General features: G+C 71.1%; 13 protein-coding genes and 4 pseudogenes. 7 read left to right on the plus strand and 10 right to left on the minus strand.

Annotated elements, in window-relative coordinates:
* Nucleotides 1-337 precede the first annotated feature (337 nt).
* The 5 genes and pseudogenes from OJ254_RS04960 to OJ254_RS04980 all read left to right on the plus strand — a co-directional run bounded on the left by OJ254_RS04960 (nucleotide 338) and on the right by OJ254_RS04980 (nucleotide 4,484).
* Nucleotides 338-826, plus strand: coding sequence for a 2-oxo-4-hydroxy-4-carboxy-5-ureidoimidazoline decarboxylase (locus OJ254_RS04960; RefSeq protein ID WP_265361406.1), 489 nt, complete (start codon nucleotides 338-340; stop codon nucleotides 824-826).
* 244 nt (nucleotides 827-1,070) lie between these two features.
* Nucleotides 1,071-1,451 (plus strand): succinate dehydrogenase, cytochrome b556 subunit, encoded by a 381-nt coding sequence (gene sdhC / locus OJ254_RS04965; RefSeq protein ID WP_261956047.1) that lies wholly within the window; start codon nucleotides 1,071-1,073, stop codon nucleotides 1,449-1,451.
* 6 nt (nucleotides 1,452-1,457) lie between these two features.
* A complete protein-coding gene (locus OJ254_RS04970) occupies nucleotides 1,458-1,934 on the plus strand; it encodes a succinate dehydrogenase hydrophobic membrane anchor subunit (RefSeq protein ID WP_261956048.1) in 477 nt (158 codons plus the stop codon).
* A gap of 20 nt (nucleotides 1,935-1,954) precedes the next feature.
* Nucleotides 1,955-3,708 (plus strand): annotated as a pseudogene (sdhA, locus tag OJ254_RS04975) (succinate dehydrogenase flavoprotein subunit).
* The gene (locus OJ254_RS04980; RefSeq protein ID WP_265361407.1) at nucleotides 3,708-4,484 is read left to right on the plus strand and encodes a succinate dehydrogenase iron-sulfur subunit; all 777 of its coding nucleotides are present in this window, start codon (nucleotides 3,708-3,710) and stop codon (nucleotides 4,482-4,484) included. Before sdhA ends, OJ254_RS04980 begins: the two are co-directional and overlap by 1 nt.
* Nucleotides 4,485-4,493: 9 nt before the next feature.
* Here OJ254_RS04980 and OJ254_RS04985 read toward each other — a convergent pair whose 3' ends face one another.
* Nucleotides 4,494-5,342 (minus strand): hypothetical protein, encoded by an 849-nt coding sequence (locus OJ254_RS04985; RefSeq protein WP_265361408.1) that lies wholly within the window; start codon nucleotides 5,340-5,342, stop codon nucleotides 4,494-4,496.
* 307 nt (nucleotides 5,343-5,649) lie between these two features.
* On the minus strand, nucleotides 5,650-6,048 hold the full coding sequence (locus OJ254_RS04990) for a MerR family transcriptional regulator (protein ID WP_265361409.1): 399 nt from the start codon (nucleotides 6,046-6,048) through the stop codon (nucleotides 5,650-5,652).
* Nucleotides 6,049-6,195: 147 nt separating this feature from the next.
* Here OJ254_RS04990 and OJ254_RS04995 point away from each other — a divergent pair, with 147 nt between their 5' ends.
* Both OJ254_RS04995 and OJ254_RS05000 read left to right on the plus strand, forming a co-directional pair.
* Entirely contained in the window at nucleotides 6,196-7,008 is an 813-nt protein-coding gene (locus tag OJ254_RS04995; RefSeq protein ID WP_265361410.1) for an alpha/beta fold hydrolase, read from the plus strand.
* A gap of 229 nt (nucleotides 7,009-7,237) precedes the next feature.
* Nucleotides 7,238-8,462, plus strand: a pseudogene (locus OJ254_RS05000) (alpha/beta hydrolase family protein).
* A 61-nt stretch (nucleotides 8,463-8,523) separates the two neighbouring features.
* On the opposite strand, the gene OJ254_RS05005 reads toward OJ254_RS05000, so the two are convergent.
* From OJ254_RS05005 to gntA, 8 genes and pseudogenes are all read right to left on the minus strand, one after another.
* On the minus strand, nucleotides 8,524-9,024 hold the full coding sequence (locus OJ254_RS05005) for an FBP domain-containing protein (RefSeq protein WP_265361411.1): 501 nt from the start codon (nucleotides 9,022-9,024) through the stop codon (nucleotides 8,524-8,526).
* A gap of 69 nt (nucleotides 9,025-9,093) precedes the next feature.
* The gene (locus OJ254_RS05010; protein WP_265365389.1) at nucleotides 9,094-9,438 is read right to left on the minus strand and encodes a hypothetical protein; all 345 of its coding nucleotides are present in this window, start codon (nucleotides 9,436-9,438) and stop codon (nucleotides 9,094-9,096) included.
* A 321-nt stretch (nucleotides 9,439-9,759) separates the two neighbouring features.
* On the minus strand, nucleotides 9,760-9,951 hold the full coding sequence (locus OJ254_RS05015; RefSeq protein WP_265365390.1) for a hypothetical protein: 192 nt from the start codon (nucleotides 9,949-9,951) through the stop codon (nucleotides 9,760-9,762).
* A 125-nt stretch (nucleotides 9,952-10,076) separates the two neighbouring features.
* Nucleotides 10,077-10,940 (minus strand): annotated as a pseudogene (locus OJ254_RS05020) (S8 family serine peptidase); the annotation flags it as partial.
* Between the two features lie 114 nt (nucleotides 10,941-11,054).
* Nucleotides 11,055-12,467, minus strand: coding sequence for a hypothetical protein (locus OJ254_RS05025; protein ID WP_265361412.1), 1,413 nt, complete (start codon nucleotides 12,465-12,467; stop codon nucleotides 11,055-11,057).
* A 56-nt stretch (nucleotides 12,468-12,523) separates the two neighbouring features.
* Nucleotides 12,524-12,835 (minus strand): hypothetical protein, encoded by a 312-nt coding sequence (locus tag OJ254_RS05030; RefSeq protein WP_030417123.1) that lies wholly within the window; start codon nucleotides 12,833-12,835, stop codon nucleotides 12,524-12,526.
* 222 nt (nucleotides 12,836-13,057) lie between these two features.
* Nucleotides 13,058-14,421, minus strand: a pseudogene (locus OJ254_RS05035) (metallophosphoesterase).
* A 322-nt stretch (nucleotides 14,422-14,743) separates the two neighbouring features.
* Nucleotides 14,744-15,463, minus strand: coding sequence for a guanitoxin biosynthesis heme-dependent pre-guanitoxin N-hydroxylase GntA (gene gntA, locus OJ254_RS05040; protein ID WP_265361413.1), 720 nt, complete (start codon nucleotides 15,461-15,463; stop codon nucleotides 14,744-14,746).
* Nucleotides 15,464-15,500: the final 37 nt, after the last annotated feature.

Here is a 15,500-nt window from a genome sequence, read left to right on the forward strand (position 1 = left end):
TGAAATTCGCGCATCCGTCGGACAGCTGTCGACAGGCGTCGTTAGCGTGGCGTCCTCGTTCGTCACCCCTTTCCCAGGGCTCTCCTGGAACCACCGGATACCGCCGGGGTGTCGTGTTCCACGCACCACCGCCACACCCGTCGCCGCTTCGTTCCGCGTCCCGGCGTCGGTCCGCTTCCCTCAGCTTCCGTCAGTCGCCCGCCCCGCACCTGTCGAACAGACCCGATCGCATCCGTCCGAGGAGCCCACGCTGTCCGGTGACACCCCGGCCGCCCGGCCGACGCTGCGCCCCCAGCCCGCACGGTGCGGCATACCTTCACAGGTCCCCTCCGCCGCCGTGCCGCGACCCCGCCCCGACGGCACGGGGCTGCGCCGCCTCAACGCCCTGGACCGGGACGGTGCCCTGGCCGCGCTGCTGCGCTGCTGCGGCAGCCGCGAGTGGGCCGGCCAGGTCGCCGACCGGCGCCCGTACCGGGATCCGGAGGCCCTGCTCGCCGCCGCCGACCGGGCGTTCGCCGGCCTCCCGGCGGCCGGCCTGGACGAGGCACTCGCCGCCGAGTCCCCGCCGCGGCCCCCGGCCGGCGCCCACGGAGCCGGCACACCGACCGCCCGTACCGCCCTGAATGCCGCATACGCCGCATACGAGCAGCGCTTCCGTCACGCTTTCGTGATCTGCCTGGACGGCTGCCGGGAGGAGGAGGCGCTCGACCAGATCCTTTTCGGCATCCGCATACGGCTGGGCAACGGCCCGGACGAGGAGCGGGCGGCCACCGCGGAGCAGCTCCGGCGGGTGGCCCGCGGCCGGCTGCGCCGCCTGGCGGCCTGAGACCGGCGCCCGCCACCGGCACGGGCCCGAGCTCGCAGCAATCACGCCGTACGACCCGTAAGGCCCCGGTTCGTCCTTGTGTGATAGCCCGTTGGTGCCTGTTTGATCACACCTAAGGACCCCCGCGCGAGGAACCGACAGCTCGTCGATACGATGACGAGCGGCCGGTGGACCGTACCCGGCCGGGCCCGACCGACAGAGAAGCCGGCTGGCGCCCCAATCCCCGCTCCCGGAGGGTTTTTCCGTGCCGGCTGGAACGCTGTACCGCGGCCGGGAAGGCATGTGGTCCTGGGTGGCTCACCGAGTCACCGGCGTCCTCATCTTCTTCTTCCTGTTCGTACACGTCCTCGACACCGCTCTCGTCCGCGTCTCTCCCGACGCGTACGACAACGTCGTTGCGACCTACAAGACGCCGATCGTCAATGTGATGGAGTACGGCCTGGTGGCCGCCATCCTCTTCCACGCTCTCAACGGCCTGCGGGTCGTCCTGGTCGACTTCTGGTCGAAGGGCCCGAGGTACCAGAAGCAGATGCTGTGGACCGTCGTGGGTGTCTGGGTCGTGCTGATGGCCGGTGCCTTCTACCCCGTGCTGCAGCACACGCTGCGCACGCTGTTCGGGAGCTGACGCGAGATGTCCGCTGAAACCACTTCCGCAGACGCCACCGCGAGCGACGTCCGCCTCTACGACGTGGACAACCCGGCCCCGGTCATCGAGCCGCCGCGCAAGCGCACCAAGAAGACCGGTCGCGCCTCCCGGGGCAACTTCGAGATGCAGGCCTGGCTGTTCATGCGGCTGTCCGGCATCGTGCTGGTCGTCCTGGTCCTGGGCCACCTGCTGATCCAGCTCGTGCTCGACGGCGGTGTCTCCAAGATCGGCTTCGCCTTCGTCGCCGGCCGCTGGGCCTCGCCGTTCTGGCAGGTCTGGGACCTGCTGATGCTGTGGCTGGCCATGCTGCACGGCGCCAACGGCCTGCGCACCGTCATCAACGACTACGCGCAGCGGGACAACACCCGCTTCTGGCTGAAGATGCTGCTGTACACCGCGACGGTGTTCACCGTCCTGCTGGGCACGCTGGTGATCTTCACCTTCGACCCGAACATCTCCTGAAGCCGGGGCTGACTGGAACCATGAAGATCCACAAGTACGACACCGTCATCGTCGGCGCCGGCGGCGCGGGCATGCGTGCCGCCATCGAGGCGACCAAGCGCAGCCGCACCGCGGTCCTGACGAAGCTCTACCCGACCCGCTCCCACACCGGCGCCGCCCAGGGCGGTATGGCCGCCGCCCTCGCGAACGTCGAGGAGGACAACTGGGAGTGGCACACCTTCGACACGGTCAAGGGCGGTGACTACCTGGTCGACCAGGACGCCGCCGAGATCCTGGCGAAGGAGGCCATCGACTCGGTCCTCGACCTGGAGAAGATGGGCCTGCCGTTCAACCGCACGCCGGACGGCACGATCGACCAGCGCCGCTTCGGCGGTCACTCCCGCAACCACGGTGAGCCCCGGTCCGCCGGTCCTGCTACGCCGCGGACCGCACCGGCCACATGATCCTCCAGACGCTGTACCAGAACTGCGTCAAGGAGGGCGTGGAGTTCTTCAACGAGTTCTACGTCCTGGACCAGCTGATCACCGAGGTCGATGGCGTCAAGAAGTCGGCCGGTGTGGTGGCGTACGAGCTCGCCACCGGCGAGATCCACGTCTTCCAGGCGAAGGCCGTCATCTACGCCTCCGGCGGCTGCGGCAAGTTCTTCAAGGTGACCTCCAACGCGCACACCCTGACCGGTGACGGCCAGGCCGCCGTCTACCGCCGCGGGCTGCCGCTGGAGGACATGGAGTTCTTCCAGTTCCACCCGACCGGCATCTGGCGGATGGGCATCCTGCTGACGGAGGGCGCCCGCGGTGAGGGCGGCATCCTCCGCAACAAGGACGGCGAGCGCTTCATGGAGAAGTACGCGCCGGTCATGAAGGACCTCGCGTCCCGTGACGTCGTCTCGCGCTCCATCTACACCGAGATCCGCGAGGGCCGCGGCTGCGGTCCCGAGGGCGACCACGTCTACCTCGACCTGACGCACCTTCCGCCGGAGCAGCTGGACGCCAAGCTCCCGGACATCACCGAGTTCGCGCGCACGTACCTCGGCATCGAGCCCTACACGGACCCGATCCCGATCCAGCCCACCGCGCACTACGCCATGGGCGGCATCCCGACCAACGTCGAGGGTGAGGTCCTGGCGGACAACACCACGGTCGTCCCGGGCCTGTACGCGGCCGGCGAGGTCGCCTGCGTCTCCGTGCACGGCGCCAACCGCCTCGGCACCAACTCGCTGCTGGACATCAACGTCTTCGGCCGCCGGGCCGGCATCGCGGCGGCGGAGTACTCGGCCACCGCCGAGTACGTCGAGCTCCCCGAGGACCCGGCGAAGCTGGTCCAGGAGCAGGTCGAGCGGCTGCGCGCGGCCACCGGCAGCGAGCGGGTCACCGAGATCCGCAAGGAGCTGCAGGAGACCATGGACGCCAACGTGATGGTGTTCCGCACCGAGCAGACGATCAAGACCGCGGTCGAGAAGATCGGCGAGCTGCGCGAGCGGTACCTGAACGTGTCCATCCAGGACAAGGGCAAGCGGTTCAACACCGACCTGCTGGAGGCCATCGAGCTGGGCAACCTGCTCGACCTGGCCGAGGTCATGGCCGTGTCCGCGCTGGCCCGCAAGGAGTCCCGCGGCGGTCACTACCGCGAGGACTACCCCAACCGCGACGACGTCAACTTCATGCGGCACACCATGGCGTACCGCGAGGTGGGCGACGACGGCGCCGAGTCGATCCGTCTCGACTACAAGCCGGTCGTGCAGACCCGCTACCAGCCGATGGAGCGTAAGTACTGATGGCTACCCCGACCCTGGAGAAGGCGGCCGAGGCCGGCCAGCCCGAGCCCGGCTTCGCCGACTCCCCGTACATCACGGTCACCTTCCGGATCCGCCGGTTCAACCCGGAGGTCTCCGAGGAGGCCAGCTGGCAGGACTTCCAGCTGGAGATCGACCCCAAGGAGCGCGTCCTGGACGCCCTCCACAAGATCAAGTGGGAGCTGGACGGGTCGCTGACCTTCCGCCGTTCCTGCGCCCACGGCATCTGCGGTTCGGACGCCATGCGGATCAACGGCCGCAACCGTCTCGCCTGCAAGACGCTGATCAAGGACATCAACCCGGAGAAGCCGATCACGGTCGAGGCCATCAAGGGCCTGACGGTGCTGAAGGACCTTGTCGTCGACATGGAGCCCTTCTTCCAGGCGTACCGGGACGTGATGCCGTTCCTCATCACGACCGGCAACGAGCCGACCCGTGAGCGCCGGCAGTCCGCCGAGGACCGCGAGCGCTTCGACGACACCACCAAGTGCATCCTGTGCGCCGCCTGCACGTCCTCGTGCCCGGTGTTCTGGAACGACGGCCAGTACTTCGGCCCGGCGGCGATCGTCAACGCGCACCGCTTCATCTTCGACTCGCGCGACGAGGGCGGCGAGCAGCGCCTGGAGATCCTCAACGACAAGGACGGCGTCTGGCGCTGCCGGACGACCTTCAACTGCTCCGAGGCGTGCCCGCGTGGCATCGAGGTCACCAAGGCCATCCAGGAGGTCAAGCGGGCGCTGATCACGCGGCGCTTCTAGTACCGCCGTTCAGCGCCGGACGGCGGCCCGGGCCGTGGCCCGGACGCCGGCCGGGACCGGAACGTCCCCGAGGGCCCCGCCCCCGTACGCACGGGAGCGGGGCCCTTCGGCGTGCCCGCCCGCGGAGCGGGGCCCTCCGGCGGCCCCGGCCGGCTCCCGTTCCGCCGCCGGGTAGACCAGCACCGGCGGCAGCGCGTCGTCCACCAGCGCGATGGGCACGCCCCGGCAGAAGTACGAGGGCACGAACACCAGCCCCCGCCCCTGGAGGAACAGCTCGCGCTCCACCGGGTACGCCACCTCCAGCACCGGCGGCCGCCAGCGCATCACCGGCCCGAACGTCCGCAGCATCGCCTCCGCCCCGGACTGCGCCAGGGCGTGCACCCGCAACGCCCGGTCCGCGCCCACCCGCCCGGCGATCCGCGGCCAGGCCGGCGCGACCGCCAGGTGGTGGTACGTCCGCAGGCTGCGCGCCAGTTGGCGCAGCGCGGCCGGTTCGCCCTCCCCGATGCCGCGCGCCTCGCCCGGCAGCGCCCGGTGCCCGGCCAGCAGCGCCACCTCGGCGCGCAGCCGCGCGCGCGGGGTGCGCATCACCGCTTCCAGCCCCGGTTCGACGCCCTCCAGCGCCGCGTAGGGCGTGAGGAAATCCGGGAAGTAGCCGCGCAGCGGCACCAGCGGGAACAGGGTCCGCACCGGCCCGGGGCCGTGCCGCACCGCATGCTGGCGCCAGGCGGCCAGCGCCGGCTCGCCGCGGTCCTCCCGCAGGATCTGCAGGCTCAGCGCGGTCTCCCAGAGCGGGTCGGCGCCCTCCGCCACCCTGGTACGCGCCAGATCCTGCCCGGTGAAGTGCACTCGTAACACGGCAGCCCCCTGCTCCCCCACCGCTCCCCCGAACGGCGTGCACAAGAGGATCGGCCGGGTGGGCGGGTCATGGCAAGCGGAAAGCGCAAGAAGCTTTACGGCCTTCTTGGGGCGGGCGCGTCATCGCGGTGTGGACGGGTGCGTCGTCGGAGGTGGGCGGGCGCGTCGTCGGAGGTGGACGGGCGCGTCGTTGGCGGGTGGACGGGCGCGTCCTTGGCGGGTGGGCGGGTGCTCCTTCGCCGTGTGGGTGGGCGAACGGGCCGTGTGGGGCGGGCGCGGGGCGCCGGCCGCCGTCCGGGGCGGGTGCTCAGGCCGAGCGCAGGGCCAGGGACGCCAGCGCCTCGTCCTCGGCCCGCCGCTGCTGCATGGTCCGTGCGTACGCCTCCAGGGCGGCCCTGCGTCGCACCAACTCACCTATCTCCGCGTCGAGTTGGGCCATCCGGCGCTGCACCACCCCGTTGGAGTGGGTGCACGGCACCAGCCCGGGGCCGCCCTGGGCGCAGGGCAGCAGGCCGCGGATCTCGTCGGTGTTCAGCCCCGCGGCGAGCATCTCCCGGACCCGCCGGACGCTCTCCACCGCCTCCTCGCCGCAATAGCGCCGATAGCCGTTCGCATCCCGCTCGGCACTCAGCAACCCCTGCTGCTCGTAGTAGCGCAGCACCCGCGCACTGACCCCCGTACGCCGCGCCAGCTCACCGATCCGCATCCGACCGACCCCTCTTCGTGCCGAATCCTCGTACGAATGCTCGTACCGCATCCGCGTACCGGCCCAGCGGCCCGCGCCGGCCACCACCTTCCGTCACTGGCTGCCGACTTGACCCTGACACCGGTGTCACACTGCAACCTCTTCCGCATGACGCAGATTCCCGCATCCTCGACCACCCTTCCGAAGCTGGCCACCACCGTCGCCGGTGACCCCGCCGGGCCCGGCCTCCTGCTGGCCCACGGCGCGACCGGCAGCGTCGTCAGCAACTACGGCGGCCTCATACCGACCCTGACCGCCACCGGCCACCACGTCGTGGCCCCCGACTACCCCGGCTCCGGCAACACCCCGCGCGCAACCGGCCCGTTGGAGCTGGACGCCCTGGCCGACGCCCTGGTCGCCGAGGCCACCGCGGCCGGCATGGACACCTTCACCCTGATCGGCTACTCCATGGGCACCGCCGTGGCCGTACGGGCCGCGGCCCGGCACCCCGAGCGGGCCCGTGGCCTGATCCTGACCGCCGGTCTCGCCAAGGCGGACGCCCGGACCACGGTCTGGCTCGACCTCTGGCTGCGCCTCCTGGAGCGCGGGGATCACGTCGGCTTCGCCCAGGTGCGGGCCCTCGGCGGCCTGGCCCCCGAGAGGTTCAACGCCCTCTCCCCCGCCGAGCGCGCGGCCGTCCTGGACCCCGACCCGTCCCTGCCGCCCGCCGGCTCCGCCGAACAGGCCGCGCTGGTACGCGTCCTGGACACCACCGCCGACCTGCCCACCCTCACCGTGCCCACGCTGGTCATCGCCACCACTCTGGACACCCTGCTGCACCCGTCCCACTCCCGTTACCTGGCCGACCACATCCCCGGCGCCGAGTACGCGGAGATCGCCACCGGTCACCTCCCGTTCGTCGAACGGCCGGAGGAGTGGCAGGAGTTGATCCACACCTTCCTGGCCAAGCACGGGCTGTGAGGCGGCGGTCCGGTACTGACGAACGTCTCCGTCGTCCCCTGACGTTCGTCAGTACCGCCCGCACACCGCCCTGCTTACGCTCGCCCCTATGACACCCACGACAGCCACGACAGCCACGACAGCCACGACAGCCGTGAAGCGCGTGAAGCATGTTCAGCACGTGAAGCACGTGAAGCACTTCCGGGATCAACTCCGCCGCGGTGCGGTCGCGTTAGTCCTCGCCGCTACGTTGCCGCTGCCGCTCGCCGGCGCCGCCCTCGCCGCCCCCCAGGCGACCCAGGCGGCCCAGGCGACCCAGGCGGCCCAGGCGGCGCCGGCCGTCGCCCCGGCTCCCCCGCCTCCCCCGGCGGCCACCACGCTCCACCTCCCGCGCCCCACCGGCCCCTACGCCATCGGGCGCGACACCCTGCACCTCACCGACCCGCAGCGCCGGGACCCCTGGGTGCCCTCCGCGGGCGCACGGGAGGTGATGGCCTCGCTGTACTACCCGGCCCGCCCGGCACCGGCCACCACCGCGCCCCGTACATGAACACCAGGGAGGCCCAGCTCCTCCTCCAGGGCATCCACCGCGCCAATCTGCCGGCCGAGATGCTCGCCGCCACCCGTACCCACGCCCGCACCGACGCCCGGCCGGCCCCCGGCAGGCACCCGCTGGTGGTGCTCTCCCCGGCTTCTCCCTCAATCGCGCCACGCTCTCCCTGCTCTCCGAGGAACTCGCCTCGCACGGCTACGTGGTCGCCCTCCTCGACCACGCCTACGAATCCTTCGGCACGGCCTTCCCCGGCGGCCGCACCCTCACCTGCGTCGCCTGCGACACGGTCGAGAAGGCACCAGGGGACGTACGGAGGCGGCTGATGGCCAAGGTCGCCACCGGCCGCGCCGCCGACATCCGCTTCGTCCTCGACGCCCTGACGAGGACGGGTCGGCACGGGAAGCACGAGCTCCGCGGGACGCACCCCGCCTGGCGGTACTCCGCCGTGATCGACACCCGGCGGATCGGCGTCGCCGGGCACTCCATCGGCGGCAACAGCGCCGCGGCCGCCATGGCGGCCGATCCCCGTATCCGCGCCGGCATCAACATGGACGGCACGTTCTTCGCACCCGTCCCCCGCGGCGGGCTCGACGGCCGCCCGTTCCTGATGCTCGGCGCGCTCAACGGCCACTCACCGCACGACGAGGACACCAGCTGGCTGCGCGACTGGCGGCGGCTGGACGGCTGGAAGCGCTGGCTCACGGTCCGCGACGCCGGTCACTTCAGCTTCATCGACATCCCGGTCCTGGGCGGCCAGCTCGGCGTCACCGACCCCACCGCCCCGCTCCCCGGCAAGCGCTCCGGCGAGATCACCCGCGACTACGTCACCGCCTTCTTCGACCAGCACCTGCGCGGCCTCCCGCGCCCGCTGCTGGACGGCCCGTCCGCGGCCGACCCGGAGGTGCTGTTCCAGAACCCGTGAGGAAAATGACGCGAGGGCGCGCGAGGGGCCAGCCCCTCACACGCCCTCGCTCGTCCCGCGCTCAGCCTTCCAGCACCTTGTCGAGAAACTCGTCCAGGTTCCGCACCGTGCGCTCGATCCGCGCCTCCACCGGCAGCGTCTCCTCGTGCCGCCCGGCGAGCTGGGACTGCTTGCGCCCGCGTACGTACAGCGAACACGCGAGGTCGGCGCAGAGGTACGTCCCGACGGTGTTTCCCTGCCGCCCGGACGGCCCGGCCCGCCGCGCGGCCAGCAGACTGACCCCCGACCCCGGGTGCCCGGTCATGCAGACCGAGCAGACCGTCGTCTTGGTGAAACTCCGCCGCACCCCCTGGGGCACCCTGAGAGTGACGCCGACGAGCCCGTCGCCCCGCGGCGCCACCAGATAGCTCCGGTCCGGCGCCCCGGGGTCCCGCCACCCCAGAAAGTCCAGGTCCTCCCACGGCAGCCCGGCCAGCCCCACCGGCAGATTGATCCGACTCGCCTCCCCCTTCGAGCAATTCACAAAGGAGGCACGTATCGCTTTTTCACCTACGGGGTCCATAACGCCCGAAGTTAACAGCGGTGGTCCGGTCCCGTCGCCCGAATTTCTTGCCGCGCGAGCAGATGACGATCAGGCCCCCGGCCTCATCATCCACGCCCGGGTCGTCTTCCGCGCGAGCCCGGCCCGCTCCGCCCGCCCCGCCCGTTCGGCACCGGCCTGCGCACGCTGCGGCGCCAGCTTGTCCCAGTCCGCCGGCTTCAGGAACAGCATCGCACCACCGTCGGGCGCCACCATGACGCCACCGAACGGCAGATCACCGGCGACCCAGACACCACCGTCCAGCCCCTGCGGCCAGCGGCGCCGCCCCGCCGCGTTGACGGCCTTCATCAAGGGCGCCCCGTGCCGGCCCCGGGTGGAGACCCGCACGGTGAAGACAGTGCCGTACCGGGTCCATTTCTCGCCCTTCTTGGACACCCGGTATGGAATTCGAGGGGTAGTGGCGCAGTACGCGCGCGCAACGGGTGACCCGAATTCCATACCCGACCCGGTAGAAAGTGAAGGCGGCCACGAACATCCCGGCGACCGTCAACAGCCACACGGCGAAGACGTTCGGGACACCGAGACGGACCAGCACTACGGGCAGCGCGCACAGCCCGAGGGCGAGCACGAGACGCAGCACGAGCAGCCGTACGAGAGCCGCGTAGGTGCGCCTCACCACCCGCGCCACGTCCACTGCACCGTCCGCCGGCCCGTCCGTCAGCCCGTCCGTCAGCCCGTCCGCCGGCAGGGCTCGGCTCAGCCCCAAGCCTGGTTGCCGCGGTTGTTGCGACGGCGGGTCGCGACGACGACGCCGATGATGATGCCGGCGACGACCAGCACGCCGAGGGCGATGCCACCGATGAGCAGGGCCTTGTCCTTGGCGCCCATGGGCGGGTTGGGGTCGGAGCCCTTGTCGGCGGCCGTGTCGGAGTACTTGCCCTTCGGCATCGGCAGCGGCCGGCCGCCGGACCTGCCGCGATGTCACGGCGCAGGGCGGGGCCCGGCTGGATGAAACCGTAGCCGTAGTGGGCGTCCGGGAGCTTGAGGTGCTTGTCCTTCTCGGTCTGCGCGAGACCGGCGGTCTTCACCAGGCGGTTGGCGATCTGGCCGGGGGTGAGATCGGGGAACTTCTGCTTGAGCAGGGCCGCGGCGGCGGACACGTAGGCGGTGGCGGCGGAACTGCCGTTCGCTGCGGTGTCGTAGTCGTGGTCGCTCTTGCCCATGGCGACGGCGACCTTCTCACCGGGCGCGAGCAGGTCGGTGTCCGCGTTGTAGTCGTTGGCGTCGGCCGCCTTGCCGTACTGGTCGACCGAGCCGACCCCGATGACACCGGGGCAGCCCACCGGATACGTCCTGCGAGTCAGGCCGTCGTTGCCCATGGCAGCCACGACCACCACACCCTTGTCGAGGGCGTAGTGGATGGATTCGCAGGTGTCGCCCTCCAGGTCGCCGCCGTAGGACATGTTGATCACGTCCGCGCCGTGCTCCACCGCCCAACGCGTGGCCTGCCCGCTGTTCTTGTACTCGGGAACGGGGAGGATCTTGGCGTCGGGCGCGAGGCCCTTGACGCCTTCGGAGCCGCCCGGCCCGTGGCCGTGCCCCGCGATGATCCCGGCCATCGCGGTGCCGTGGTCGCGGATGTCCTCGTTCGGCTTGAGGTACTTGGCGCCCTCGGCCTCCGTCGCCTTTCCGAAGTCCGGCCCGGGAAGGAACTGCCCTGTCAGGTCCTGGTGGGTCGTACGGAAACCACTGTCGAGCACGGCGACCGTCACGCCCTTGCCGGTGGCCTCCTTCCAGAGCTGCTGGGCCCCGAACGCCTCCAGCGGCCACTCGGCCTTCCGCACCTGGTCCGCGGAGGCGGTGCCGCCCGCGGACAGCAGCAGTGCTCCGGTCAGCGCAGCACCCACCGTCGCGCGCAGTGTTCGGGTGACCCTCATCCTTCGCTCCTTCTTGCCGTGCTGTCCGGCGGCCTTTTCCGCCTGAGGAAAGGCCCCGCACACATGAGAGTGCGGGGCCTTTCCTCATTGGCCGCATGCGACGTTATCGTCGGCCTACTCGATGACGCGAGGGGCAACGTTACGTTGCGGGTTCCAGGTCTCCTCGTCCTCGACGAGGTAGTCGGGGCGCTGCCCTGTGGTGCGCTCCTTCTCCTTGCCCTTGCCCTTCGCTCCGGCGGCGCCCATCATGCCCGCCTGCTTGCCGCCGCGGCTGCGGTGCAGGCCCGAGCCGCCCTGCTTCGCACCGCCCGCGGGGCCGCCCGGCTTGCCGACCAGTCCGCCGCGGGTACGCGCCTGCGGACCGCTGCGCCCGGCCGCGCCCTTGACACCGCCTGCCTTGCCGGCCGCTCCGGCGCCCGGCATGCCGCCGCGCATCCCGCCGGCACCACCGGCGCCCCGGGATCCGCCCATGCCACCGGGCATGCCGATGACACCGGGCGGGACCGCGCCCCCGGGGAAGCCCCCCGTGCCGCCGGTCACGCCGTGGCTGCCACCGGTCGTCCCGCCGCTGAAGGTGCCGCCGCCCGTCGGCGGGGCGAGGGTGCCGCCCTGCACGCTGTCGAGACCGGTGGTCACGGGCAGGTCGGGACGGTGCAGCTTGGGGGCGTCGAACCCTTCCGGTACGGCGCCACCGCCCGCACCGTTCGGCATCTTCGGTGCGGTGGACTGGTGGGGATGGGTGCCGCCCGTCACGGGCATGCGCACCGGAGGCGGAGGCGGGGTGGTCGACGGGTCCACGGGCCAGTCGCCGCCCCCGGTACCCGGCCCGGTCCCTTCACGGAGCCGCTTGCCCTGCCCGTTGTAGTGAGCGGCCAACTCGTCCATCACGATGACCGCTTCGACCTGACGCTCCTTGGTCAGGGACAGGCTGTCCCTGTTGAGCTCCAGGGCCATGCGAGTGTCCATCTTGGGGTTCGCCATGTCCCGCTTGAACTGGCTGTCGTCGCCGCTCTCGTCGGTCGCCCGGTCCACGACTCCCGGGTCGTGGATCTTCGACATGGCCTTCTTGGCCTCGCGGAGATTGTGCGCGACGCCGGCCTCCGGCCCCGAGGAACGAGTACCGATCAGCGTGGACTCGACGTTTCGCGAGTGCTGGTACGTCTTGTCGATCTTCTCCAGCACCTTGCCGGCTTCCCTGCGGAACGCCTGCGCCGCCGAGCCCTCCCAGTGCGCGGAGGCATGGTCGACCGCATCCATGAAGGCCTTGCGGATGCCGCCACGGCCGTCCTCGCCGCCCAGGCGGTCGGCGGAGGCGCGCCAGTGGTGGCCGGAGGTCTCAACCGCCTCTGGGCTGGCGTGCTCGATCATCGCCCGGAGGGCATTGAGGCCGTGGTGATGGAAGTCGGACGCAGACCGAGGGGTGAGGTGCTGGCCCTTGAACGACTTCAGCCGCTCTTCCCGCTCATGGTTCTTGCGCTGCTGCTCCATCGCCTTGGCGCTGTCGTACTCCTGCTTGGCGTCAACCATGCAGGCCCCCCTTCATCTCCATCTCCGCCCTTCGTGCGCGCGTCGCCGTGTGGTGCTCAGCCATTCATCGAGGTCTTCGTCTGGTGCTCCTGGTCCTCGTACGCACCGCGGCTGGCTTCCGTCTTCTCGCCGAACTTGTGGATGAGGTCCTGGAGCGCGTCGATGACCTGCGACATGTACGACTGCATGTCGTCATGGGCCTTCGCGAGGTCGCCCGCCTCAAGGAAATTGACGCCGAAGGCCGACTTCGGAATGGTCGTGCTGTATTTCACCTTCTGGCTGGGTTCGTCCATGTCGCCGCGAAGGTGGCGGAGTTGGCGCACCACGCTGTCCAGTTCGTCGAGATCGACCCTGAAGCGCTCGCTCATTCCTTCTCCCCGTTCCCCGTCTGCCCCGGCCCGTTCCCCCACGCACCGCCCCGTGAAGCCGTCGGTAAGGGCAACATAAAGTCAATAAATACTAGGGAGTTGGGCACCTTCGATGCAAGATCGAAAGTCATGATCTGTCCGATTTAGCGCAGGATGGTGCCGCACTTTGTAGAGGGGTTGTTACCTGCGGGCGCAACCTGCTCGTCCCCTACCCTAAGGCGATCATGCGCGCAGGGAGGCGAGTTCGACCACCGTGACGTCCGGGGGCGCGCCCAGCCGTACGGGCGGCCCCCAGGCACCCGCGCCGCGGGTCACGTACAGCTGGGTGTCGCCGTAGCGTTCCAGGCCCGCGATGGTCGGGTTCGTGGCCTCGGCGACGTACGTGAAGGGCCACATCTGGCCGCCGTGGGTGTGGCCGGAGAGCTGGAGGTCCACCCCGTACCGCACGGTGTCGTGGATGGTGACCGGCTGGTGCGCCAGGAGGACGACGGCGCGGGCCGGGTCGCGGTCGCCCAGCGCCAGGTCGTAGTCGGGACCGGCGTGTTCGGTCGCACCGGCGAGGTCGTTGACGCCCGCGAGGTCGAAGCCGGGCAGCGCGGTCCGCGCGTTCTCCAGCGGGTGGATGCCCAACTCCCTTACGTGATCCACCCATTGGGCGGCGCCCGAGTAGTACTCGTGGTTGCCGGTGACGAAGTACGCGCCGTGGCGGGCGCGCAGCTCGCGCAGGGGCTCCGCGGCCGGGCCGAGGTCGGCGACGCTGCCGTCGACCAGGTCGCCGACGACGGCGATCAGGTCCGGAGAGGTCCGGTTGACCGTGTCGACGACGCGCCGGGTGTGGGCGCGGCCGAGGATCGGACCCAGGTGGATGTCGCTGACCACGGCGATGCGGAAGCCGTGGGCCGCCCGCGGCAGTTTGGCCAGCGGCACGGTCACGCGCTTCACGGACGGGCCGCGGAAGGTGGTCGCGGTCCCGTACCCGACGGCGGCCGTGGCGGCCAGGGACGCCCCGGCGGCCACCGCCCGGGCGAGGAAGAGCCGCCGGGGCGGGGTGGGGAGCGGGGGCAGCGCGGGGTGCGGGGCGGCAGGAGGGTGGGGGCGGAGGACGGGGTGGGTACGGGGGGCGACGGGGTGGCCCCGCGGGGGCCGTCGGGGGCAGCGCGGCCCTCGGGCCCTTCGGGTCCTGCGGCGCCTTCGGGTCCTGCGGGCCCTTCCGGTGAGCGGGAGGGGGACGGGACCGGGAGCGTGGCGGGGGCCGGAGTCGCCGGTGCCTCCCGTTCCCGGAGGAGCCGCAGGGCCACCGCTCGTACGACCTCGCCGGCCAGCAGTGCCAGGACGAGGTACAGCAGCAGGGCCAGCCAGAGGTACCCGGGCCAGGCCAGCACCTGCTGGAGCACGAACGGGACGCCGGCCCGCCCGGCGAGGAGGGCGCCGAGGGAGAGCAGCGGGAGGGCGAAGGCGGCGACGGTGCCGGCGCGGCGGGTGCGGCTGCCGCGTGCCGTGGTGTCGCGGACCAGGCGGCACCAGACGTAGCGGTGCACGCCGAAGAACAGGCCGAGGACCGGCACCGCGATCAGGGCAAAGACCACCGCGTCTCCCTAGCTCCAGTTGTACCGGGAACTTCAGGTGTCCCAGGAGTTCCTGACGTCCTGGCAGCTCCAGGTGTTCCGACAGCTCCAGGCGTTCTGACAGCTCCCGACGTCCCGAAAGCTCCAGGTGTCCCGGGAGCCCCGGAAGTCCCGGGAGCTCCAGAAGTCCCGGACGAGCACGCTATCGGGCGGGCGGCCAGAGAGAGGGAAGCGGCGCCCGGCGGTGGGGGCGGGACGGGAACGCGGCGCTCAGCGGTGGGGGCGGGCCGACCGGATATCCGGCGGCCCGCCCCCGCACGCTTCGCTCAGGCCCCCGAGGGGGTCAGTGCCCGGTCCAGGTCCCGCTCCCGGTCCAGTTCCCGCTCCCCTCCGCCGTCCTGGCCCGCTTCGCGGGGACGGGGACGAACGGGCACTGCCATTCGGCGGGCTTGGGGCGGCCGGAATAGCGGCGGGCCTCGGAAAGCTCCTCGTATTCCTGCAGATTCGGATTGATGTCGCCCTGCAGCTTGATGTCCTGCTTGCGTATCTTCTCCGCCAGGCGGTCCCACATTCCGGCGCCCTTGATCCGGGTGAACTGCTCGTGGGAGTTGAAGGCGAGCATCGGGAAAGGCGGGCGGCGGCCCCAGCGGCGGTGGGTCTCGTGCAGGCCGATCACGAAGAACGGGTGCCCGGCCACGCTGTATGCGAATTCCTGGGCCTGCGGGTCCGAGGCGTAGCCCGTCGCCCACTGGTGGTTCTCCGCGTCCTGTTCGTGGAGGAGCTGGAGCTGCTGCCAGAGGAGTTCCTCGAAGCGCAGTTCGTCCACGCCGCGGGGTTGCTCAAAGGTGGCGATGAAACTGGTGAAGGACCGGGCGCTCCAATCCGCCGAGCCGACGAATTCCGCGAGATCGAGCGCCATCAGCCGGGCGGCCTCCTCGCTCCCCAGCACGTCGTAGTGCCGGTGTGTGATGCCGCCCTGGCGCCAGGCCGAACGGCCCGCCAGACAGGAGAACCGGTCTCCCAGGATGAACGCCTCGACCTCACCACGCGCGTTTGACGTCATGGTCAGCCTTCCTTCCACCTACATGCCTCCTCGACGG

It is taken from the genome of Streptomyces endophytica (assembly GCF_026153355.1).
Classification (GTDB): Bacteria; Actinomycetota; Actinomycetes; order Streptomycetales; family Streptomycetaceae; genus Streptomyces; species Streptomyces endophytica.